Annotated in this window: 17 protein-coding genes; 15 read left to right on the forward strand and 2 right to left on the reverse strand. The window is 66.7% G+C overall.

The window, feature by feature from the left end; translation table 11 throughout:
- Positions 1-32: 32 nt before the first annotated feature.
- Entirely contained in the window at positions 33-2,201 is a 2,169-nt protein-coding gene (locus tag ACFWHR_RS02520; RefSeq protein ID WP_382446693.1) for an ATP-dependent Clp protease ATP-binding subunit, read from the forward strand.
- Positions 2,202-2,233: 32 nt separating this feature from the next.
- Here the strand turns inward: ACFWHR_RS02520 and ACFWHR_RS02525 are convergent, their stop codons facing one another.
- Positions 2,234-3,121, reverse strand: coding sequence for a MurR/RpiR family transcriptional regulator (locus ACFWHR_RS02525; RefSeq protein ID WP_382446694.1), 888 nt, complete (start codon positions 3,119-3,121; stop codon positions 2,234-2,236).
- A 120-nt stretch (positions 3,122-3,241) separates the two neighbouring features.
- Between ACFWHR_RS02525 and ACFWHR_RS02530 the strand changes: the two genes are divergently transcribed.
- The 9 genes from ACFWHR_RS02530 (at position 3,242) to ACFWHR_RS02570 (ending at position 12,453) form a co-directional block, all read left to right on the forward strand.
- On the forward strand, positions 3,242-4,459 hold the full coding sequence (locus ACFWHR_RS02530; RefSeq protein ID WP_382446695.1) for a C45 family autoproteolytic acyltransferase/hydolase: 1,218 nt from the start codon (positions 3,242-3,244) through the stop codon (positions 4,457-4,459).
- Positions 4,456-6,102, forward strand: a complete 1,647-nt coding sequence (locus tag ACFWHR_RS02535; protein ID WP_382446696.1) for an ABC transporter substrate-binding protein — start codon at positions 4,456-4,458, stop codon at positions 6,100-6,102. Before ACFWHR_RS02530 ends, ACFWHR_RS02535 begins: the two co-directional genes overlap by 4 nt.
- A 5-nt stretch (positions 6,103-6,107) precedes the next feature.
- Complete coding sequence (locus ACFWHR_RS02540; RefSeq protein WP_382446697.1) at positions 6,108-7,058, forward strand: ABC transporter permease; 951 nt, start codon at positions 6,108-6,110, stop codon at positions 7,056-7,058.
- Complete coding sequence (locus ACFWHR_RS02545; RefSeq protein WP_382446698.1) at positions 7,055-7,903, forward strand: ABC transporter permease; 849 nt, start codon at positions 7,055-7,057, stop codon at positions 7,901-7,903. The genes ACFWHR_RS02540 and ACFWHR_RS02545 overlap by 4 nt, the downstream gene beginning before the upstream one ends.
- A gap of 5 nt (positions 7,904-7,908) precedes the next feature.
- Positions 7,909-8,703 (forward strand): ABC transporter ATP-binding protein, encoded by a 795-nt coding sequence (locus ACFWHR_RS02550; protein ID WP_382446699.1) that lies wholly within the window; start codon positions 7,909-7,911, stop codon positions 8,701-8,703.
- Positions 8,700-9,548: an ABC transporter ATP-binding protein gene (locus ACFWHR_RS02555; protein ID WP_382446700.1), complete on the forward strand. Its 849-nt coding sequence runs from the start codon at positions 8,700-8,702 to the stop codon at positions 9,546-9,548. Before ACFWHR_RS02550 ends, ACFWHR_RS02555 begins: the two co-directional genes overlap by 4 nt.
- Positions 9,549-9,728: 180 nt before the next feature.
- Positions 9,729-10,388 carry an excalibur calcium-binding domain-containing protein gene (locus tag ACFWHR_RS02560; protein ID WP_382446701.1) on the forward strand — a complete coding sequence of 220 codons (660 nt, stop codon included), beginning with the start codon at positions 9,729-9,731 and terminating at the stop codon, positions 10,386-10,388.
- Positions 10,389-10,541: 153 nt separating this feature from the next.
- Positions 10,542-11,501, forward strand: a complete 960-nt coding sequence (locus tag ACFWHR_RS02565) for an aldo/keto reductase (protein WP_382446702.1) — start codon at positions 10,542-10,544, stop codon at positions 11,499-11,501.
- A 19-nt stretch (positions 11,502-11,520) separates the two neighbouring features.
- On the forward strand, positions 11,521-12,453 hold the full coding sequence (locus ACFWHR_RS02570) for an aldo/keto reductase family oxidoreductase (RefSeq protein ID WP_382446703.1): 933 nt from the start codon (positions 11,521-11,523) through the stop codon (positions 12,451-12,453).
- A gap of 142 nt (positions 12,454-12,595) precedes the next feature.
- Here the strand turns inward: ACFWHR_RS02570 and ACFWHR_RS02575 are convergent, their stop codons facing one another.
- Positions 12,596-13,780: an ROK family protein gene (locus tag ACFWHR_RS02575; RefSeq protein ID WP_382446704.1), complete on the reverse strand. Its 1,185-nt coding sequence runs from the start codon at positions 13,778-13,780 to the stop codon at positions 12,596-12,598.
- Positions 13,781-13,875: 95 nt separating this feature from the next.
- On the opposite strand from ACFWHR_RS02575, the gene ACFWHR_RS02580 reads away from it, so the two are divergent.
- From ACFWHR_RS02580 to ACFWHR_RS02600, 5 genes are read left to right on the forward strand one after another with little or no spacing between them, the layout of a single operon-like run.
- The gene (locus ACFWHR_RS02580; protein ID WP_382446705.1) at positions 13,876-14,976 is read left to right on the forward strand and encodes a Gfo/Idh/MocA family protein; all 1,101 of its coding nucleotides are present in this window, start codon (positions 13,876-13,878) and stop codon (positions 14,974-14,976) included.
- Entirely contained in the window at positions 14,973-16,505 is a 1,533-nt protein-coding gene (locus ACFWHR_RS02585; RefSeq protein ID WP_382446706.1) for a sugar ABC transporter ATP-binding protein, read from the forward strand. The genes ACFWHR_RS02580 and ACFWHR_RS02585 overlap by 4 nt, the downstream gene beginning before the upstream one ends.
- On the forward strand, positions 16,502-17,569 hold the full coding sequence (locus tag ACFWHR_RS02590) for an ABC transporter permease (protein ID WP_382446707.1): 1,068 nt from the start codon (positions 16,502-16,504) through the stop codon (positions 17,567-17,569). The genes ACFWHR_RS02585 and ACFWHR_RS02590 overlap by 4 nt, the downstream gene beginning before the upstream one ends.
- Positions 17,566-18,786, forward strand: coding sequence for an ABC transporter permease (locus tag ACFWHR_RS02595; protein WP_382446708.1), 1,221 nt, complete (start codon positions 17,566-17,568; stop codon positions 18,784-18,786). The genes ACFWHR_RS02590 and ACFWHR_RS02595 overlap by 4 nt, the downstream gene beginning before the upstream one ends.
- Positions 18,783-20,000, forward strand: coding sequence for a substrate-binding domain-containing protein (locus tag ACFWHR_RS02600; RefSeq protein WP_382446709.1), 1,218 nt, complete (start codon positions 18,783-18,785; stop codon positions 19,998-20,000). The genes ACFWHR_RS02595 and ACFWHR_RS02600 overlap by 4 nt, the downstream gene beginning before the upstream one ends.
- Positions 20,001-20,030: the final 30 nt, after the last annotated feature.

Consider the following 20,030-nt stretch of genomic DNA (forward strand, 5'->3'; position numbering starts at 1 on the left):
GCACGCATCTGCCGCACGAGGAAGGATCCCATATGCAGGCAAATTGGCAACCGGCTCAGGGCGAAGGCGAACAGAGCGCCCTCGAGCAGTTCGGCATCAACCTCACGGAGGTCGCCCGTTCGGGCAAGCTCGATCCGGTGATCGGGCGCGACTCCGAGATTCGGCGCGTGAGCCAGGTGCTCACGCGGCGTACGAAGAACAACCCGGTGCTCATCGGCGAACCGGGCGTCGGCAAAACCGCCGTCGTTGAGGGGCTCGCTCAGCGCATCATTGCTGGCGACGTCGCCGAGTCGCTGAAAGATAAAGAGCTGATCTCGCTCGACATCTCAGCGCTTATTGCTGGCGCGAAGTATCGGGGCGAGTTCGAGGAGCGCATGAAGGCGGTGCTCCAGGAGATCAAAGACTCTGACGGTAAGTTCATCACCTTCATTGACGAGCTGCACACGCTCATGGGTGCCGGTGGCGGTGAGTCGTCGGTGGCGGCATCGCAGATGCTGAAGCCGATGCTTGCTCGCGGTGAACTGCGTCTTATTGGCGCGACCACGCTCGATGAGTACCGTGAATACATCGAAAAGGACGCCGCACTTGAGCGCCGCTTCCAGCAGGTCTACGTCGGCGAGCCCTCGGTGACTGACACGGTCGGCATTTTGCGCGGCCTGAAAGAGCGGTACGAGGCGCACCATAAGGTGACGATCGCCGACTCTGCACTGATCGCCGCCGCGTCGCTCTCTGACCGGTACATCACGGCCAGGCAGCTACCCGATAAGGCGATCGACCTGATCGACGAGGCGGCGAGCCGCCTGCGCATGGAAATCGACTCGGCCCCGGTCGAGATCGACGAGCTGCGCCGCGCGGTCGATCGGCTGAAGCTTGAAGAGCTCGCGCTCAAAAAAGAGAAGGACGCCGCCTCAAAGGAGCGTCTCGCGAAACTCCGCGAGGATCTGGCCGCGAAGCAGACCGAACTCGACGCACTTGAAGCGCGCTGGGAGCGCGAGCGCGACTCGCTGAACCGCGTCGGCGCGCTCCGTGAAAAGCTCGACCAGCTGCGTATGTCCGCAGAGGTCGCGCAGCGCGAGGGCAAGCTGGAAAAGGCGTCGAAGCTGCTCTACGGCGAGATCCCGGTGATTCAGAAGCAACTCACCGAGGCCGAGAATGCCGAGGCCGAGGGGGCTGCCGCCGGTGAGGATCGGATGGTCAACGATCAAGTCACCGACGAAGACATCGCCGGGGTAGTGGCCGCGTGGACGGGCATTCCCGTCGGCCGGCTGCTGCAGGGCGAAACCGAAAAGCTGCTCGCGCTTGAGCACGAGCTCTCGAAGCGGCTCATCGGGCAGGGCGAGGCCGTCACCGCGGTCGCAGACGCAGTGCGCCGCACGCGCGCAGGCATCGCCGATCCGAATCGCCCCACGGGTTCATTCCTGTTCCTCGGGCCCACCGGCGTCGGCAAGACCGAGCTCGCGAAAGCGCTCGCCGAGTTCCTCTTCGACGACGAGCACGCCATGGTGCGCATCGACATGTCGGAGTACGGCGAGAAGCACTCGGTCTCTCGGCTCGTCGGCGCCCCTCCGGGCTACGTCGGCTACGAGCAGGGTGGTCAGCTCACCGAGGCCGTGCGGCGGCGGCCGTACTCGGTTGTGCTCCTCGACGAGGTCGAGAAGGCGCACCCTGAGGTCTTCGACGTGCTGCTGCAGGTGCTCGATGATGGCCGGTTGACCGACGGGCAGGGGCGCACGGTTGACTTCCGCAACGTCATCCTGATCCTGACCTCGAATCTCGGAAGCCAGTATCTGATCGATCCCGATATGGCCTGGGCTGAGAAGGAGGGGGCGGTGCGCGAGACCGTGCGCCGCGCGTTCAAGCCGGAGTTCATTAACCGGCTCGACGAGATGGTGATCTTCCACCCGCTCAGCGAGGCTGATCTTGCGCAGATCGTGGAGCTTTCGATCGATCGACTGCAACTGCGCCTGGCGGATCGTCGCCTGACGCTCGCGGTGACTCCCGACGCGCGCAGCTGGCTCGCGTCGAGGGGCTACGACCCGATCTACGGTGCGCGACCGCTGCGACGCCTCATGCAGAAGGAAATCGACGACCGGCTCGCTCGCGCGATTCTGTCGGGCGAGGTGCGCGACGGTTCGGCCGTGCGCGTCGACGTGGCGAGCGACGGCGACGCGCTCGCGCTCTCGGTGATGCCCGAGCTGTAGGGCGTCAGTAGTGCACGACCTGCGGGCCCGCCTCAGTATCCGAGGCGGGCCCGCAGGTCGTTGAGCGCCTGCGACGACCGCAACGCCGTGTCTGGCCCCACTGCTGAGACCGCCTGCACGAGCACATCGCTGATGAGAATGCCGGCGATGCCCTCGGAGGTCAGCCCGGTGGGTGAGTGCGGCGCGGAGAGCCCCAACGTGACGCGCGCGCCGAGCTGCTGCTGCAGTTCGTCGGTGACGAGCAGCACACTGGCGCCGACGAGCTGTGCCTGATCGAGCAGTGCCTCAATGTCGCGCGTCACGCGACCGGGGGCGAAGACCACGAGCAGATCGCGTGAACCGAGGCTCATTACCTCGTCGGCGAGCCGGAAACCGTCTGTTGTCAGGCGCCGCGTGCCGACGCCGATGCGCCGCAGGCGCAGCGCAAGATGGTCGGCCGCGATGCCGGAGGCGCCTAGCCCGTAGCAAAACACCGTGTCGGCGTGCACGATCAGATTGACCGCCGCTGAGTACTCTGCGTCTGAGTTCGCTCGGCTCGCGAGTGCGATGAGGTCTTGCGCCTCGCTCCAGATCTCGCGCTGAATCTGGCCAAGGTCTTGCCCCAGGTGCTCGAGGCGACTGCGCAGTCTGACCTCTGGAGCGACGCTCGAACTGAATGGCGCCGCGACCTCCTGCTTGAGCTCGGAGAGCCCGGAGTAGCCGAGCGTCTGCAGGGTGCGCACGACCGACGCGTTTGACGTCTTGCTCTGCGCGCCGAGCTCGGCGGCGCTCGCGTACAGCAGGCGCTCCGCAGACATCGCGGTGAGCACCCGGCTCACGGCGCGCTCGGACTTCGCGAGCCCGTCCCACCGCTCGGCGATCCGCTCGCGCAACTGCGTCAGCGCACGATTTTCCGTATCACTTGTTACAAACGGTTCCATTGCTGTATCGTTCTGTCCTAAAGGGGGGATTTCCGTAACGGATGTTCCACTCATCATTCTCCCGGAATCGCGGGAGCGCAAGCTGGATCGCCGATTACCGGCGATGACGGAGGGGTCAGGATGGTCGAAGCGACCGGCATTCGCGTGCTCGAAGTAAGCGGTTCGCCGCGCGAGCGCGGACGACAGTACGGCGCGGGGGCGAGCGATCTCATCGCGGAGGCTATCGCCTATTACACCGAGGCACTCACGCAGCAGACCGGTATGACCTGGTCGGAGGTTACGGCATCCGTGGCTCAGTGGCTGCCGATCTCAGAGCGGCTCGCGCCCCACCTCGTGGAAGAAATGCGCGGTATCGCGGAGGGCGCGGGGGTCCCGTTTCTCGAAATCGTGACGCTGAATGTGCGGGGCGAGTTCGTCTACAACCACCAGTCACGGCCGCCGTCGACAGCGGGTGAAGGCGCCGGAATCGCTGTCGGCGCTGGAGCAGCTCCCCTCGGCACAGACGACGAGCGCGACGCCGTCGATGGTTGCACCTCGTTCTTCCTGACGGGAGAGGCGAGCGGCACCGGCCACACGCTCGTCGGCCAGAACTGGGACTGGCGCACACTCACGGCGCCGACCACTCTCGTGCTGCGCGTAGTGCAGCACCCGTTGCCCACCGTGATTATGCAACTCGAGGCCGGTCAGGTCGGACGTCACGGCGCGAACTCCGCGGGCATCGCGCTGAACGCCAACGGCCTCGGCGGCAGCTTCGGCACGGAGATCGGACTGCCGCAGACCCTGATCCGGCGGCTCGTGCTCGACCGATCCGACCTCGCCGGTGCCCTGAAGATTCTCGTGAAGACTCGGCCCCACATCGCGAGCAACGCGTTGCTCGCGCACCGCAGCGGCTACGGCATCGACCTGGAAACGACACCCGACGGCGTCGACTGGATTTTCCCCGACGACCGCGGCGTCATTGCGCACACGAATCACTTCCAGGCGTCCGTGCCGCCGCAGCTGGCCGGCCACTACCGACCGGTGTCCGCTGATTCGCTATTGCGGCTCCCGCGCGTGCGTGCCGGGCTCGGCCGCGTTGCCGGGGCCCGCGATGCGGCTGAGAGTGTCGAACTCGTGCGCGCCGCAATGTCGGATCACCTCGGCTTCCCGGAGGGTGTCTGCACCCATCCGGATCCGGCCGCGCACCGCCTGAAGCAGTGGTCGACACTGCTGTCGAGCTGCGTCGACCTGACGACGGGCGAGTACCGCGTGGCCCCTGGCTTCCCCTGCGAGACCGAATACCAATTGCTTCCCTGGAACCTGTACGACACCGCTGCTGACGAGGAGATATTTCAATGAAGAAATCACTGCATAACCGGGCCCGCGTGGCCCTCGGGCTGAGCGCGATCGCCGCGCTCGCGCTCACGGGCTGTTCGAGTTCGGGCGGATCCTCGACCGATGGTGCCGCGATCGACGCGCCCTTCGGCGACATGACGCCCGCCGCCTCGGGCCCCATCGACTCCGTGACCTGGATGCTGGGCAGCGAGCCGACCACAATGGACGCTGACATCGATGCCACGACGGCCGACGACACGGTGCTCGCCAACACCTGCGACCGGCTGATGCAGGTGCAGCCCGATCTGACCCTGGGGAACGGTATCGCGTCGGATGCGAAGTGGGTCGACGACACCCACGTGGTCTTTACCGTGCGCCAGGACGCGAAGTTCCACGACGGCAGCCCGGTTTCAACCGGCGATGTGCTCTGGAGCATGCAGCGCCACGCAGCCGAGGGCGCCGCGGAGTCTGACGAATACGAAAACGTCGTCTCCATGGAACAGACCGGCGACGACCAGATCACTGTCACAACGACGCAGCCCGACGCGATCTTCCTGCAGGCAATGGCTGGCGACGGCGGCATTGTGTGGAACCCGCGCGTGATCGAGGCGGAGGGTGACGACTTCGGTGGGCCTGGCTCGGCGTCGGCGTGCAGCGGACCGTACGAAATCTCCGCTTGGGAGCCGGGATCGCAGCTGACCATCACCCAGGTCGCCGACTACTGGAACGCCGATGTCGACGCGAATGCGCAAGAGGTCATTTTCCGCTGGGCCGACGAGTCGGCCATCGCCAATAGCCTCTCGGCTGGCGAAGCGCAGGGCGCCTATCTCGAGAACGCGGGTTCGGCGGCGGCGTTTGCTGGCACGGATGACGTCTCGGTCTTCCAGGGGCCCTCGACGAACGCGTGGGTGCTCGAGTCAACAGACCGGAGCATTTTGACTGACGCTGACGTGCGCCGCGCGCTGTCGCTGGCGCTCAACCGCGAGGGCGTCGCGGCAGCGGCGTTCAGCGGCCTCGCGCAGCCGTGGAAGACGCCGGTCGGGGCGGGGGCCTGGGGGTACGAGGTCGAGGCCTTCGAGGCAGCGTTCGACGAGCTCGAGGGTGCGCCGGCGAAGCCGAGCGACGACGACATCGCAGCGGCGAAGCAGCTGATCGCGGACGCCGGCGCCGAGGGCAAATCACTCGTCGTCGCGTCGAACGGCTCGTCCACCCACAACGTGATCGCCAACGCGCTCGTTTCGGCCGCGAAGCAGATCGGGCTGACAGCCGAGATTCTGGTCGTGCCGCAGGCACAGTACGGCGACTTCTACTCGGACGCTGAGCTGCGCGGTCAGGCCGACCTCTGGCCAGACGAGTACTACATCTCGAAGAACGACCCGCTCGGCTTTTACAAGAACGGCAAGTCTGACGCGAGCGTGAACTTCGGCGTCTTCGCCGATGATGAGTACGACCGAATCGTCGACGAGGCATACGCCGCGACCGACGACGCAGAACGCGCTGAGCTGACGATCGATCTGCAACAGCGGTGGACATCGAACGCCGTCTGGATTCCTGTCGTTGCAACGCCGTCAACGCTCGTCATGTCGAACACGGTGAGCGGGGTGCCGTCGTCGGCGGCGTTCATTTACTACCCGTGGGCCGTCGATCTGGGAACGGCGAAGGGCTGATCTGAATGTCCCGCGCACTCCGACGGGTTGGCGGCATGCTGCTCACGCTGCTGATCGCCTCCTTCATCATCTTCGCCGCGATGTATGCGGCGCCGGGTGATCCCGTCACGTTCCTCATCGGTAATCCCGAGAACCTCACCCCAGAGCGCATTGCGAGCGTGCGCGCCCAGTACCACCTCGACGAGCCAATGCTCGCGCAGTACTGGCACTGGGTGTCCGGGGTCGTCACCGGCGACTTCGGCCGATCGTTTCAGTACCACCAGCCGGTCGCCGCCATCCTCGCGGCGCGCGTGCCGATCACGCTCGCGCTGGTCGGCTACGCCTCCGTGCTGCTGGCGATCGGCGGCATCGGGTTGGGCGTGCTCGCCGCGGTGCGCCGCGGCAAGCCGACCGACACCGCGATTGTCGGCGGCACCACGCTCGCCGCGAGCATCCCCTCGTTCGTGCTGGGCATCGCGCTCGTCGCGTTGTTCGCCGTGCAGCTCGGCTGGTTCCCGGTTGCGGGGGCCGGGGCAGGCGGGCTCGACCGGCTGTGGGCGCTGACGCTGCCCGCACTGACACTGGCGATCGGCGCGCTCGCCATCGTGAGTCGCGTTACCCGCCAATCGATGATCGAACAGTTCTCGTCCGAGCACGTCGAGGCGGCGCGCGCCACCGGCCTCGCGGAGCGGTTTGTCGTGCGCGACCACGTGCTGCGCGGTTCGTGGGGTCCGATCATCACGATGGTCGCGCTCGTCATCGCGAGCATGATCGCGGGCACCGTAGCCGTCGAGACGGTGTTCGGCATCTCGGGAGTCGGCTCGCTGCTCGTCGACGCGATCAACACCCACGACTTTCCCGTGGTGCAGTCCGTGCTGCTCTTCATGGTCGTTGCCTACATGGTCGTCACGACCGTTGTCGACCTGCTGCTGCCCGTGCTCGACCCACGCATCAATCGAACGGCGGTGACGGCATGACCGCGCTGATACTCCCGCGGCTGCAGACGAAGCGGCGCCGCGGCACGGCGATCGGATACTGGGTATCCCTTGGATTCCTCGTGATCGTTGCGATCGCGGCGATTCTCGGGCGAGTGCTCGCGCCCTACGACGCCGACGAGATCGACTTCGCGGCAATTTGGGCAGCGCCCGGTGGGGGCCACCTGCTCGGCACCGACCAGCTCGGCCGCGATCTGTTCTCGCGGTTGCTGATCGGTGCGGGGGAGACGCTGATCGGGCCCGTGCTGCTGCTCGCACTCGCGACCGTGCTCGGTGTCGCGATCGGGGTGCTCGCCGCGTGGCGCGGCGGCTGGGTCGATACGCTGCTCGCCCGCATCACCGACGTGATGTTCGCGTTCCCTGGCCTGTTGTTCGTCGTGCTCGTAATCGCCGTGTTCGGCAAGGGTCCGGTGACCGCGATCGTCGCGCTGGCGCTCGCCTACGCGCCGGTCATTGCGAAGTACACGAGAAGCCTCGCGCTCAGCGAGATCTCTCGACCGTACGTCGATGCCTACCGCGTGCAGGGCATTGGCGGCCTTGGCATCTGCCTCAGGGCGATCGTGCCGAACCTACTGCCCGCGCTCGTCGGCTACCTGGTCGTGCTGTTCGGGGAGGCGCTGATGAGTCTCGCGACGCTGAGCTTTCTCGGCTTTGGTGCGCAGCCTCCGAGCTCGGAGTGGGGCCTCATGGTGCAGGAGGGACAGGCCGGAATCATTCAGGGCCATTTCCTGCCGACCCTCATTCCGGGTGCAGCCATCGCGCTCGTCGTCATCGCCGTCAACATTGTCGGCGTGCGCGTCGCCGACCGACTCCTTGCGAAGGGGTGAACCGCATGCTCTTGGAAATCGAACAGTTGCATCTCGCGTTCGTCGCGGGCGACGAGCCCGCACACATTCTGCGGGGCATCGACGTCTCAGTCGCTCCGGGCGAGCTCGTCGGGCTCGTGGGCGAGTCAGGATCGGGCAAGTCCACGACCGTCCGCGCCGCACTGCGGCTCTACGGCGACGAAGCTGACATCACCGGCAGTATTCGTCTCAACGGCACCGACATGGTGAACGCTGACGCGGCCACCCAGCGCCGCGTGCGCGCGGAGTCTGTCGCGCTCGTGCAGCAGGATCCCCGCGCTGCGCTCAACCCGGTGCGCCGCATCGGTGATTCGCTCGCCGAGCGCCTCGTGAAAGTGCACGGCCTGCGTCGCGCCGACGCTGATGCGCGCATCCTCGCGCTGCTCACCGAGGTCGGCCTGACGCTCCCCGAGCGCCGTATGCGGCAGTACCCGCACGAATTGTCGGGTGGCATGCTGCAGCGCGTCGTCATTGCGGCGGCGCTGAGCACCGATCCGAAACTGATTCTTGCCGACGAGGCGACGAGTGCGCTCGATGTCACCACCCAGGCCGAGATCATCGCGATGTTCCAGCGGCAGATTCGCGAGCGCGGGCTCGGCATGCTGTTCATCACGCACGACCTGCACCTCGCGGGGGCGATCTGCGATCGCATCCACGTACTGCAGCACGGCGAGGTCGTCGAGACGCTCAGTCGCCCCGGCCTCTTCGATACCGCCACGCATCCCTACACGCGCACGCTCATCGAGTCGGCGCCCACTCTCGCTCGAAAGGACCGCTCATGAGTCTCGTCGAGGTCGACGCACTGCACCGGGTGTTTCGCGTGGCGCGCGGCGCCGACGCCGTGACCGCCGTCAACCGAGCTTCATTCTCAATTGACGCTGGCGAAGCTGTGGGGCTGGTCGGGGAGTCCGGATCGGGCAAATCGACAATCGCCCGCATCCTTGTCGGCCTGGAACGCGCCGATGCAGGCACCGCCACGATTGACGGCCTCGACTGTCTGCAACCCGCGCGCGGTCGCGCAGCCCGGTTGCGGCGAGCGCGGGCGGTGCAAATGGTGTTCCAAGACCCCAATGGATCGCTCGATCGGCGTGTGTCGATTGGCGAAATGCTGCAGCGCACGCTGCGACTGCACGGGCGCGTTGCATCTGCCGCTGAGGCACGGGCCGAGGCGCTGCGGCTGCTCGATCAGGTGCGACTCACGGATCGGCACGCCGCGGCAAAGCCGCACGAGCTCTCGGGCGGGCAGCGTCAGCGAGCGGCGATCGCGCGGGCGCTCGCCGTCGAGCCGAAGCTCGTGGTGCTCGACGAGGCGGTCTCGGCGCTCGACGTCTCCGTTCAGGCGCAGGTGCTCGACCTGCTCGCTGAGATTCAGCGCGACTCGGGCGTCAGCTACCTGTTCGTGAGTCACGATCTCGCCGTGGTGCAGCAGCTCTGCCAGCGCACGCTCGTGCTGTTTCGCGGCACGATCGTGGAGCAGGGTGCCACCGATCGAGTGCTCGAGGCACCGGAGCACCCCTACACGCGGCTGCTAATCGCATCGACCCCAGGCGACGATTGGGACCCAGAGCGCGTGGTGCGCGACCGCATGACCTTCACGCAGCGCATGTCGGTGCTGCCGGAGGAGTAGGGGTGGGGTGGGTGCCGAGTGCTGAGCGCTGAGTGCTGAGTGCTGTACACCGTCACACCCGCAAAAGGATGAAATCGCGGGCGAAAAACGCGCTTTTCGCGCCGCACTCGCCCGCCGCGTCGATACCCTGAAATTTCGCATACAGGGGTACACAGGGCTGACGCCGGGGGGCAACACGCAATGACGCATTGGATTTCGGATACCGGGGCGACGGACGAGCACACGAACACGCAGGTTCTAGCGGGAGCCGGTGTTTCGGGCGCAGCACACAACAACTCAGCGCCGCGCAAGCGCAGCAAGTGGCTCTCGATCGGGGTGCCGGTCATCTGTTCGTTGCTTGCGTTCGGGCTCGGCTCGGCGGCGGGATCGTCGGGCTCCGCCGGAGAACGAAGCTCGCTGGCCGCGTCTGAGGAGCAGCTGCAATCGGATCTCACGGCCGCCAATGTCGCCGTGGACGAAGCCGAGACGCTCACCGCCGAGGCCGAACAAGAAGCCGAGGCGGCCCGCGACAAGCTCGCCGAGAGCACTGAACTGGCGAGTAGCCTGCAGGCGCAGGTCAAGGCGCACGAGACAAAGGTTACGGAGCTCACGAGCAGTAACGAGACGCTCACGGCTCAGGTTGCCGATCTGCAGGCGGCACCCCCTGCGGCGCAATTCGCCGAGACTGCGCCACAGGCCGAGACGTCTGCGCCAGCAGAATCTGCCCCGCAGCCCCAACCGGGCGCGTACTACCAGAACTGCACGGCCGCCCGAAACGCGGGCGCGGCCCCGCTGACTTCGGCGTCACCCGGATACGGTCCTCACCTCGATCGCGACGGCGACGGTGTTGCCTGCGAGTAGCCGGAAACGGCTTTGCAGCGCGAAAACGTGGGAGCTGACGAGCATCCTCGCGATCCCGCGTCGCGATCCGTCACACCGGAATGCGGCAGCGGGTCGCGCTGTTAGCGTCGAGTGGAAGCACCGCAAGGTGACCGGCATCGCGAAGGAGACCCCATGACTCAGGCTGCACGGACCCGCATCGGAACATCTGACCTCGACATTGCACCGCTCGTGCTCGGTGGCAATGTGTTTGGCTGGACGGCGGATCGCGCCACCTCGTTCGACGTACTCGACGCGTTCATCGCGGGCGGCGGCAACTTCGTCGACACCGCCGATGGCTACTCGCACTGGGTGCCGGGTCACACGGGCGGTGAGTCGGAGACGATCATCGGTGACTGGTTCGCCGAGCGGGGCAACCGCGACTCGGTCGTGCTGGCGACGAAGGTCTCGACGCATCCGGAATTCTCGGGGCTCGCTGCCGCCAACGTGCGCGCGGCAGCCGACGCGTCGCTGCAGCGCTTGCAGACCGACCGCATCGATCTGTACTACGCCCACTTCGACGACGCCGAGACGCCGCTCGAAGAGACCGTCGCCGCATTCTCCGAGCTCGTCGACGCCGGCAAGGTGCGCGCAATCGGTGTATCGAACTACACCGCCGATCGAGTGGCTGAGTGGTTCCGGATCGCGCGGGCCGGTGGCTACCACCTGCCCGTGGCGCTGCAACCGCTCTACAACGTGGTCGAGCGCGATTTCGAGTCGAACGGGCTCCAGGCGGTCGCCGAGGCCGAACAGCTCTCGGTGTTCCCGTACTTCTCGCTCGCCAAGGGCTTCCTCGCGGGAAAGTACCGCGACGCCGCCGATGCGACCGTCGCCGGTGCGAGCCCGCGCGCGGGCGAGGCGGCCGCGTACCTCGACGATCGCGGGCGGGCCGTGCTCGCGGCGCTCGACGCCGCTGCCGCAGCGCACGATGCACCGGTTGCCGCGGTCTCACTCGCGTGGCTGCGTCAGCAGCCGACCGTGGGTGCGCCGATTGCGAGCGCGCGCAACCTCGAGCAGCTGCCCGCACTGCTCGCGTCGCTTGCGGTCGAGCTCACCGACGACGAGTTGGCCAGCATCACTGCCGCATCGGAGTAACGCCCGATAGGGTGACCGCATGCGCACTTTCACACTGCCGGGAACCGAGCTGACCGTCTCCGATGTGGTGCTGGGGTTGATGCGCATCCAAGACAAGTCTGACGATGAGGTGCGCACGCTCGTGCAGACCGCGCGTGATGCAGGCATCAACTTTCTTGACCACGCCGACATCTACGGCAGCTCGGTGCACGGCTGTGAGCGGCGCTTCGCCGAGGCGCTGCGGCTGTCGCCCGCCGAGCGTGAGCAGTGGGTCATCCAGTCGAAGGCCGGCATCATCACAGACGGGCCCTACTTCGACTTTTCGTATGAGCACATCATCGAGACGGTGCACGGCACACTCGAGGCACTTGGCACCGAGTACCTCGACATTCTGCTGCTGCACCGTCCCGACGCACTCGTCGAGCCCGAAGAAGTCGCGCGCGCGTTCGATGAGTTGCACGCGGCGGGCAAGGTGCGATCGTTCGGTGTCTCGAACCACACCCCTCGCCAGATTGATCTGCTGCGCAAGTACGTGACGCAGCCGCTCGTCGCCAACCAGCTGCAGCTCTCGATCACCCACTCGCCGATGATCGCGCAGGGTGTGGCCGCCAACATGCAGGGCCTGCCGCAGTCGGTCACCCGCGACGACGGCGTGCTTGATTACTGCCGGCTCAATGACATCACGGTGCAGGCCTGGTCGCCATTCCAGGCGAACTTCTTTGACGGGCCCTTCCTGGGTTCGGATCGCTATCCAGAACTCAACGCGGTAATCGACCGCCTGGCAGCGCAGTACGGTGTGCCGCCCGAGGCGATCGCGGTTGCGTGGATCACCCGCCACCCGGCGCGCATGCAGGTCGTGCTCGGCACGACCTCACCCGACCGTGTCGCGGCGGCGGCACAGGGCTCTGACATCACGCTGACCCGAGCCGAATGGTATGAACTCTTCCGCGCAGCGGGATACACGGTCCCGTAACCCCGGCCCGCCCAGGCCCCCGCGTTCCGCAAGTTATCTGCGTTCGGCAAGTCGCCCACGTGCGAGTTCGTGTTGCGGAACGCGGATGGCTTGCGCAACGCAGCGCAGCGTAACGCCGCGAACCCAACGCATCACCGCGCCGCTACCCCAGCGCGGCGGTGATCCGCTCGGGGGCGAGAGCAGCGTCGATCGCGAGCTGCGCGGCGCCGTAGATCGCGGCGTTTCCGGCGGCGCGCGACGGCGCGATCGTGAGCTGTTCGGTGGAGAGGGGGATCGAGCGCGCGTAGACGACCTCGCGCACCCCGGCGACCAGGTGCTCGGCCGCCTGCGCCATCGTGCCGCCGATCACGATCGCCGAAGGGTTCATGATGCTGACGCAGGCCGTGAGTACTTCGCCCACGTCGCGACCCGCCTGCCGAATCTTCTGGATGGCGTTCACGTCTCCCGCTTTCGCGAGCGCCACGACCTCGCTCGGTCGGTGCAGTGGCACCGCTTCGGTACTCAGGGCGCGGGCGAGGGCGCGGCCTGACGCGACCGCTTCGAGACAGCCACGGTTGCCGCACGGGCAGGGGGTGTCGGTGGCGCGCGCGAGCGCGATGTGGCCGATGTCTCCGGCGGCGCCGTTGGCCCCGCGCCGCAGTGATCCGCCCGAGATGATGCCCGCCCCGATGCCGCTCGCGACCTTCACGAAGATCAGGTCGGTGACCCCGTCCCACGACGTCGCGAGCTCGCCGAGCGCCATGATGTTGACGTCGTTATCGACGAGTACGGGGGCATCAATGCGTGCGCGGATAGCCGAGGGAATGTCGAAGCGATCCCATCCTGGCATGATGGGCGGATTGATGGGCCGCCCGGTGGAGAACTCGACCGGGCCCGGCACCCCGATCCCGACGCCGGCCACCTGGCTCACGTCGTACCCGAGGCCCGGCAGCAGCTCGTCAGCCGCGTCGAGGATCCAGCTGATCGCCGCTTCTGGTCCGGAGGCGATTTCGCGCGGGGTAGACACCTCGGCGAGCAGTTCACCGCGGAGGTCGGTGACGGCGACGCGCGCGTGCAGCGCGCCGAGATCGGCCGCGAGCACTACCCGGGCGCGCGGGTTGAAGGCGATCTGCGCAGAGGGCCGGCCGCCGGTCGATGCCGCGTCGGCCACGGGGGCGATGAGCCCGAGGTCGATCAGCTGATCGATGCGCTGGGCGACCGTCGGGCGCGAGAGTCCCGTCAGTTGCGCGAGTTTCGCGCGCGTGCGGGGCTGCCCGTCGCGAAAGAGCTGCAGCAACCCGCCCGCGGTTGAGGCACCCGGTTCTGCTGGTAGTGGTGGCACGATCACGCTTTCAGTAAATCACACGGTGAACTTCGATAACGGTTTGGTCACTTATGAAAAAGAGTTGACAAAAGTGGGGAGACGGGAATCACAATAGAGACATGTCCCCGCAGACGATGGAGTCTCGCTGGTCGCCGAGCATTGGGATGCTCGGCGCCGGCTTCATGGCTCGCACGCACACTCACGCAGCCCGCCTCGCCGGGGCGTCGCTTGCCTCGCTCGCTTCGTCGAGTCTCGCGAGCGCCGAACGCGCGGCTCAATCACTCGGGTACGCCCGAGCGACCACCGCCGACGATCTGATCGCGGAGGGCCTCGATGTCGTGCACGTCTGCACTCCCAACACCAGCCATCTCGACCAGGCGCGCGCCGCGCTACTCGCCGGCTCGCACGTCATCTGCGAGAAGCCGCTCGCGACGTCGGCGACCGACGCAGCTGAGCTCGCTGAGCTCGCCCGGTCGCGAGGGCTTCTCGGGGCCGTGCCCTTCGTGTATCGGTACCACCCGATGGTGCGCGAGGCGCGAGCGCGCATTGCGTGTGGCGATAAAGACGCCGTCGTCACTGTCTCGGGCCAGTACCTGCAGGATTGGCTGCTCGGGGCTCAAGACGACAACTGGCGGGTGGCGGCCGATGCTGGCGGCCCGTCGCGCGCGTTTGCCGACATCGGATCGCACCTCGTCGACCTCGTCGAGTTTGTGAGCGGGGACCGCATCACGCGGCTCGTCGCGACGACCCGCACCGTCCACGCCGAACGCAATGGCCAGGAGGTCGCAACTGAGGACGCCGTGGCGCTGACCCTCGAACTCGCGGGTGGGGGCATTGGTTCGATGCTCATCTCGCAGGTTGCGCCCGGGCGCAAAAACGGCCTCGTGCTCGAGATCGCGGGCTCGACTGAGAGCGTCAGGTTCGATCAAGAGGACCCCGAACTGCTCTGGGTCGGCCGCCGTGCGGGTTCGCTGCTGCTGCGACGTGATCCCGACACGCTCTCCGCAGACGCCGCGCGACTGTCGCGCGTGCCTGCTGGTCACGCCCAGGGATACCAAGACGCGTTCAACGCATTCGTTGCGGATGCCTACGACGCGGCAGGCGGAGGCACTCCGGAGGGGCTCCCCACCTTTGCCGACGGACTGCGCGCGGCGCAGATCACCGACGCGGTGCTCGCATCGGCCCGCGTCGGAAACTGGGTGGAGGTGAGTGAAGCATGAGCGCACACGAATCCGCACCGGCGCACCCAGCTGTCACTGCGCCCGTACTCTCAGTCACCGACATTCGCAAGCAGTTCTTCGGCAATGAGGTGCTGCACGGCATCTCGCTCGACCTTGTGCCGGGCACCGTGCACGGGCTCGTCGGCGAAAACGGTGCGGGCAAATCCACCCTCATGAAGATCGTCGCGGGCGTCTACCGCCGGGACGGCGGCGATGTGCGCATCGACGGCGTGAGTGTCGATTTCGGGCACCCGGTCGAGGCCGCTGCAGCCGGGGTTGCCACGGTGTTTCAAGAATTCAATCTGCTCTCCGACCGCTCCGTCGCGCAGAACGTCTTCCTGGGACGCGAGCCCCGCAGGCGCGGTCTCATCGATACGGCCCAGATGCGACGCGCAACCGCCGCGCTGCTCGACGACCTCGGAATCTCCGGCATCGACCCTGACTCGCAGGTCGGCAGCCTGACGGTTGCTGAACAGCAGATCGTGGAGATCGTGAAGGCGCTCTCGATCGACGCGCGAGTGATTTCGATGGACGAGCCGACGGCGGCGCTCGCTGATCACGAGGTCGCGATCCTCTACCGCGTGATTCGTCGCCTGCGAGACCGGGGCGTCGCGATTCTGTACGTCTCGCACCGGTTGAAGGAGATCTTCGATCTGTGTGACACGATCACGGTCATGAAGGACGGCTCGCTGGTGTCGACGGACCCGGCGGCGGCGCTGGATCAGCCGACCCTCGTGCGACGCATGGTCGGCCGCCCGATCAGCGCTTTCTTTCCCGACCCTGAGCCTGGCACCGAGCTCGGCGCGCTGCTCGTGCGGGTGCGCGGCGGCGGGAACACGCAGCTCGATGACATCGCCATCGACCTACGAGCCGGTGAAGTCGTCGGGCTCGCGGGTCTGCAGGGGTCGGGCCGCACAGAACTGGTCGAAGCGCTCTTTGGCGCCGCGCCGTTTACCCGCGGTCAGGTCACGCTCGCTGGCGCCCAGCGTACGATCCGCAGCCCGCGCCAGGCGGTGCGGCTCGGCATTGCCCTCGTGACGGAGGATCGCAAGCGCACGGGTCTCGCCCTGAACCAATCGATTCTCGACAACGCACTGCTCGCGATCCGCAGCGTCTTTCCCCGCCGCACGCGGGCCGAGCGAGCGTCGATCCCGGGTGTGTTCGACGCGCTTGAGCTCGTGAGCCGCGGGCCGAAGCAAGAGGTCCAGGCGCTGTCTGGCGGAAACCAACAGAAGGTGGTGCTCGCGAAGTGGCTCGCGACCGAGCCGCGCATCGTGCTGCTCGACGAGCCGACTCGCGGTATCGACGTGGGCGCGAAGGTCGCGGTCTATCGCCTGATCCGTGAGTTGGCGAAGCGCGGCGTAGCGATCCTGCTCGTCTCGAGCGAACTTCCGGAGGTGATCGGAATGGCCGATCGGGTGCTCGTGATGCGCGACGGGCGCGTAGCCGGTGAGCTGCCAGCAGGGTCATCAGAAGAGACCGTGCTGGCGCTCGCGACCGGCGCCAGCGACGAACGGAGCGCGGCATGAGCCTCACACTGCCACGCCGGCTCCGGCGCATTGACACGATCGGGATCGTGTTCATCGCCCTGATCGCCGTGCTCGTGCTCAGCGCGATCCTCGTATCGACTGTCGGTCGCAACCTTCTCAGCGCGGGCAGCATTCGAGACATTCTGACCGGTATGAGCGTGCTCGGCTTCGTCGCCATCGGACAGACGCTCGTGATTCTCGGCGGATCGCTCGACCTCTCCGTACCGTACGTCGTGAGCCTCACCAGCTTGATCGCGGCCCAGACGATGCACGGACAGGCGGGCATGGTCGTGCCAGGCATTCTGCTCGCACTCGGCGTTGCCGCCGTCATCGGGCTCGCCAATGGCCTGATCGTTACGTTCCTGAACGTGCACGGCTTCGTCACGACACTCGGCGTCGGACTCATGCTCAAGGGCTATCTCGACACCAACTATCAGGGCACGGCGGGGGAGGTGCCGTGGGCGTTCCAGCTCTTCGGAGCGACCGGCCTCGGCCCCGTGCCGGTATCGACGATCGTGATGCTCGTGCTCGCCGGCTGCGTCGCCTTCGTGCTGTCACGCACCACCTTCGGCCATCACCTCTTCGCTGTCGGCGGCAACGCCGAGGTCGCTCGGCTCTCGGGCGTGCGTACGCGTCGCCCCATCATTTGGGCACACGTCATCTGCTCAGTCTTCGCCGGAATCGCGGGACTCCTGCTCGCCAGCCGTCTCGGCGTCGGCAGCCCGACAGTCGGCGTGCAGGGTGGCTACGACCTGCTTTCGATTGCCGCGGTCGTGCTGGGAGGCACGCTGCTCGCGGGCGGTCGCGGTTCAATCTGGGGAACCATCGGGGGCGTCGCCATCTTCGCGGTGCTCGACAACTTGATGAGCGTGCTGCAGGTCAACCCGTTCCTGAAAGACGTGGTGCGGGGCGCTGTCATCGTGATCGCCGTGGCGATTTACTCGCGACGCCGACTCATCGCGCGCCGCGAACGGTTCACGCGCGGCGGCGAGGTGGCCCCGGCACCCGCGGACGTACCGTCTGAAGTCGCTGCCGATGCGCCCAATGAGGAGGTTGCGCGATGAGCGCCACGAGTTCAGACGCGGTCCGCACGGGCAGCACAGCAGGCCCCGGCCCCGGCGGCCTGGCTCGCGCGCTTCGCACCGCCGTCAGCCCGCGCGGCGCGGTCTACCTGCTACTCGTTGTGCTGCTCGTCGCCGTGGTGATCCTGAACCCATCGTTCGCCGAACCGGGCCAGCTGGTGCGCTATATCCAGCGCGTCGCGCCAATCGCACTCGTTGCGATCGGTCAGTACTTCGTCATCGTGAGCGGGGAGTTCGACCTCTCGCAGGGGTCGCTCGTCACGACCCAGGTGGTGCTCGCAGGAACCCTGATCGGGCAAGACGACGCGAAGGCGATCCCGGTGCTAGTGCTGCTGCTCGTGCTCGGCACCGTCGTGGGGATCGTCAACGGAATCGTCACCACCTACCTCAAAGTGCCGTCGTTCATCGTCACACTCGGCATGATGCTCGTGCTGTACGGCGGTGTGATGTGGTGGACTGGTGGTGCCGCCACAGGCAATCCTGCGGATTCCTTCCGTCAGATCGGCCGCGGCGGCATTGAGGGCGTACCAGTTATCGGTCTACTGCCCTGGGCGGTACTGGTGCTTGCGGCAGTCGTCGCCGTGGCGGTATGGCTCTCGCGGAGGCCGTTCGGCCGCACCCTCATCGCGATCGGTGACAACCCCGCCGCCGGGGTCTTCGCGGGCGCATCCGTGTGGCGCACCAAGACCGCTGCGTTTGTTATCTCCTCGCTCTGTGCGACCACAGCGGGGGTGCTGCTCGTCGGGTATGCGGGGGTACACCCATCGGTCGGCAAGGGCTACGAGTTCATCGCGATCACCGCGGTCGTGCTCGGCGGAGTGGTGCTCGGCGGCGGTCGCGGCTCAGTGTGGGGCGCGCTCGCCGGAGCGTTCGCGCTCGAAACCCTGTTCACCCTGCTCAACTTCACTTCGGTACCGTCGACGATGCGCGACGCCATTCAGGGCGCCATCATCATCGCGGCCGTCGCCTATTCCGGCGCAGTGTTTCGCGCTCGCCGCAAGCGGCCGACGAGCGGTCTCGGAGCGATTGCCGACGCCGCGGCACCAGCTGGCCCTCACGATCCAGCGTCTGCGGCGTCACCCGCCGCCCACACACCTCCCGGGCCCACCGGGACAGAACCGACGGGGAGCATCCCGTCACCCGATCCCGCAGGCGACGTTGCCGTGCGGGGCGACCAGATGAAGGAGAATCGATCATGAAACGATCGCTGAGCATTGCGGCGAGTCTCGCCGGCGCGGCATCGCTGATATTGCTCGCGGGGTGCACCACCGATCCCTCGGTGGAATCCCCGGCGGGTGAGTCGTCGAGCGAATCGAGCGAGTCGACGGATTCGACCGAGTGGTTCGATCAGGAACTCTTCGATAAGCAGGACGCCGAGCGATCGGTGACGCCGGAGGGCCCAGCAGACGAGCCGTATCTGCAGATGATCAATGCCGAGATGAAAGACACCGCTGAGTTCAAGTCGGACGGGGCCAAGAAGGTCTGCTTCGCGAACGCCTCGATCTCGAATCCGTGGCGCCAGACAGGCTGGATCACGATGAACGAGCAGCTGAAGGTGCTGCAGGAGTCGGGCGCGATCTCCGAGATGGAAACGCGCGACGCGAAAGACAGCGACGACACCCAAATCGCCGACATCGACTACTTCATCGCCGAGGGCAACTGCGACGGCTTCATCATCTCACCGAATTCGACCGCGGCGATGACCCCGGCGGTTGAGCGCGCGTGCGAGACGGGCAAGCCGGTTGTGGTGTTCGACCGGGGCGTTGAGACCGACTGCGCGGTGACGTTCATCCACCCGATCGGCGGCTTCGCCTGGGGCATCGACACCGCCGAGTTCCTGATCGACAACCTCGATAAGGGTGACAAGGTCATCGCACTGCGCATTTTGCCGGGCGTCGACGTGCTCGAGCAGCGCTGGGCTGGTGCCGAGGTGCTCTTCGAAGACGCCGGCATCGAGGCCGTCGACTACTTCACCGGGGCAGATCCGGCCGAGATCAAGAAGATCGTCTCCGACGAACTCGCCAAGGGCGACGTGCAGGGCGTCTGGATGGATGCCGGCGACGGCGCCGTGGCTGCGATCGAAGCGTTCGAGGATGCGGGCAAGGACTACCCGGTAATGACCGGTGAAGACGAGCTCAGCTTCTTGCGTAAGTGGAAGGACACGGGCCTCACCGGGCTCGCGCCGGTGTACTCCAACTTCCAGTGGCGCACGCCGCTGCTCGCGCTCGAGAAGATCTTCGACGGCGAAGAGGTACCGACCGAGTGGGTGCTGCCGCAGAGCCCCATCACCGAAGACGATCTCGATGAGTATCTCGCCCTCAACGATGGTATGCCCGATGGGCACTACGCAAAGTTCGGCGGCGAGAATCTGCCGGGGTACCCGAAGGTGTGGCAGGAGCGCCAGATCCCGTAACTGACGCTGAGCCGATGACCGCGGTTCGAG

Source organism: Leucobacter sp. NPDC058333 (genome assembly GCF_042726155.1).
Classification (GTDB): Bacteria; Actinomycetota; Actinomycetes; order Actinomycetales; family Microbacteriaceae; genus Leucobacter.

Coding starts and splice junctions, on each gene's coding strand:
- ACFWHR_RS02545 (WP_382446698.1), top strand. CDS start 7,055: ATGACCGCGCTGATACTCCCGCGGCTGCAGACGAAGCGGCGCCGCGGC.
- ACFWHR_RS02580 (WP_382446705.1), top strand. CDS start 13,876: ATGTCCCCGCAGACGATGGAGTCTCGCTGGTCGCCGAGCATTGGGATG.
- ACFWHR_RS02570 (WP_382446703.1), top strand. CDS start 11,521: ATGCGCACTTTCACACTGCCGGGAACCGAGCTGACCGTCTCCGATGTG.
- ACFWHR_RS02555 (WP_382446700.1), top strand. CDS start 8,700: ATGAGTCTCGTCGAGGTCGACGCACTGCACCGGGTGTTTCGCGTGGCG.
- ACFWHR_RS02550 (WP_382446699.1), top strand. CDS start 7,909: ATGCTCTTGGAAATCGAACAGTTGCATCTCGCGTTCGTCGCGGGCGAC.
- ACFWHR_RS02535 (WP_382446696.1), top strand. CDS start 4,456: ATGAAGAAATCACTGCATAACCGGGCCCGCGTGGCCCTCGGGCTGAGC.
- ACFWHR_RS02590 (WP_382446707.1), top strand. CDS start 16,502: ATGAGCCTCACACTGCCACGCCGGCTCCGGCGCATTGACACGATCGGG.
- ACFWHR_RS02540 (WP_382446697.1), top strand. CDS start 6,108: ATGTCCCGCGCACTCCGACGGGTTGGCGGCATGCTGCTCACGCTGCTG.
- ACFWHR_RS02600 (WP_382446709.1), top strand. CDS start 18,783: ATGAAACGATCGCTGAGCATTGCGGCGAGTCTCGCCGGCGCGGCATCG.
- ACFWHR_RS02530 (WP_382446695.1), top strand. CDS start 3,242: ATGGTCGAAGCGACCGGCATTCGCGTGCTCGAAGTAAGCGGTTCGCCG.
- ACFWHR_RS02565 (WP_382446702.1), top strand. CDS start 10,542: ATGACTCAGGCTGCACGGACCCGCATCGGAACATCTGACCTCGACATT.
- ACFWHR_RS02595 (WP_382446708.1), top strand. CDS start 17,566: ATGAGCGCCACGAGTTCAGACGCGGTCCGCACGGGCAGCACAGCAGGC.
- ACFWHR_RS02560 (WP_382446701.1), top strand. CDS start 9,729: ATGACGCATTGGATTTCGGATACCGGGGCGACGGACGAGCACACGAAC.
- ACFWHR_RS02520 (WP_382446693.1), top strand. CDS start 33: ATGCAGGCAAATTGGCAACCGGCTCAGGGCGAAGGCGAACAGAGCGCC.
- ACFWHR_RS02585 (WP_382446706.1), top strand. CDS start 14,973: ATGAGCGCACACGAATCCGCACCGGCGCACCCAGCTGTCACTGCGCCC.
- ACFWHR_RS02525 (WP_382446694.1), bottom strand. CDS start 3,121: ATGGAACCGTTTGTAACAAGTGATACGGAAAATCGTGCGCTGACGCAG.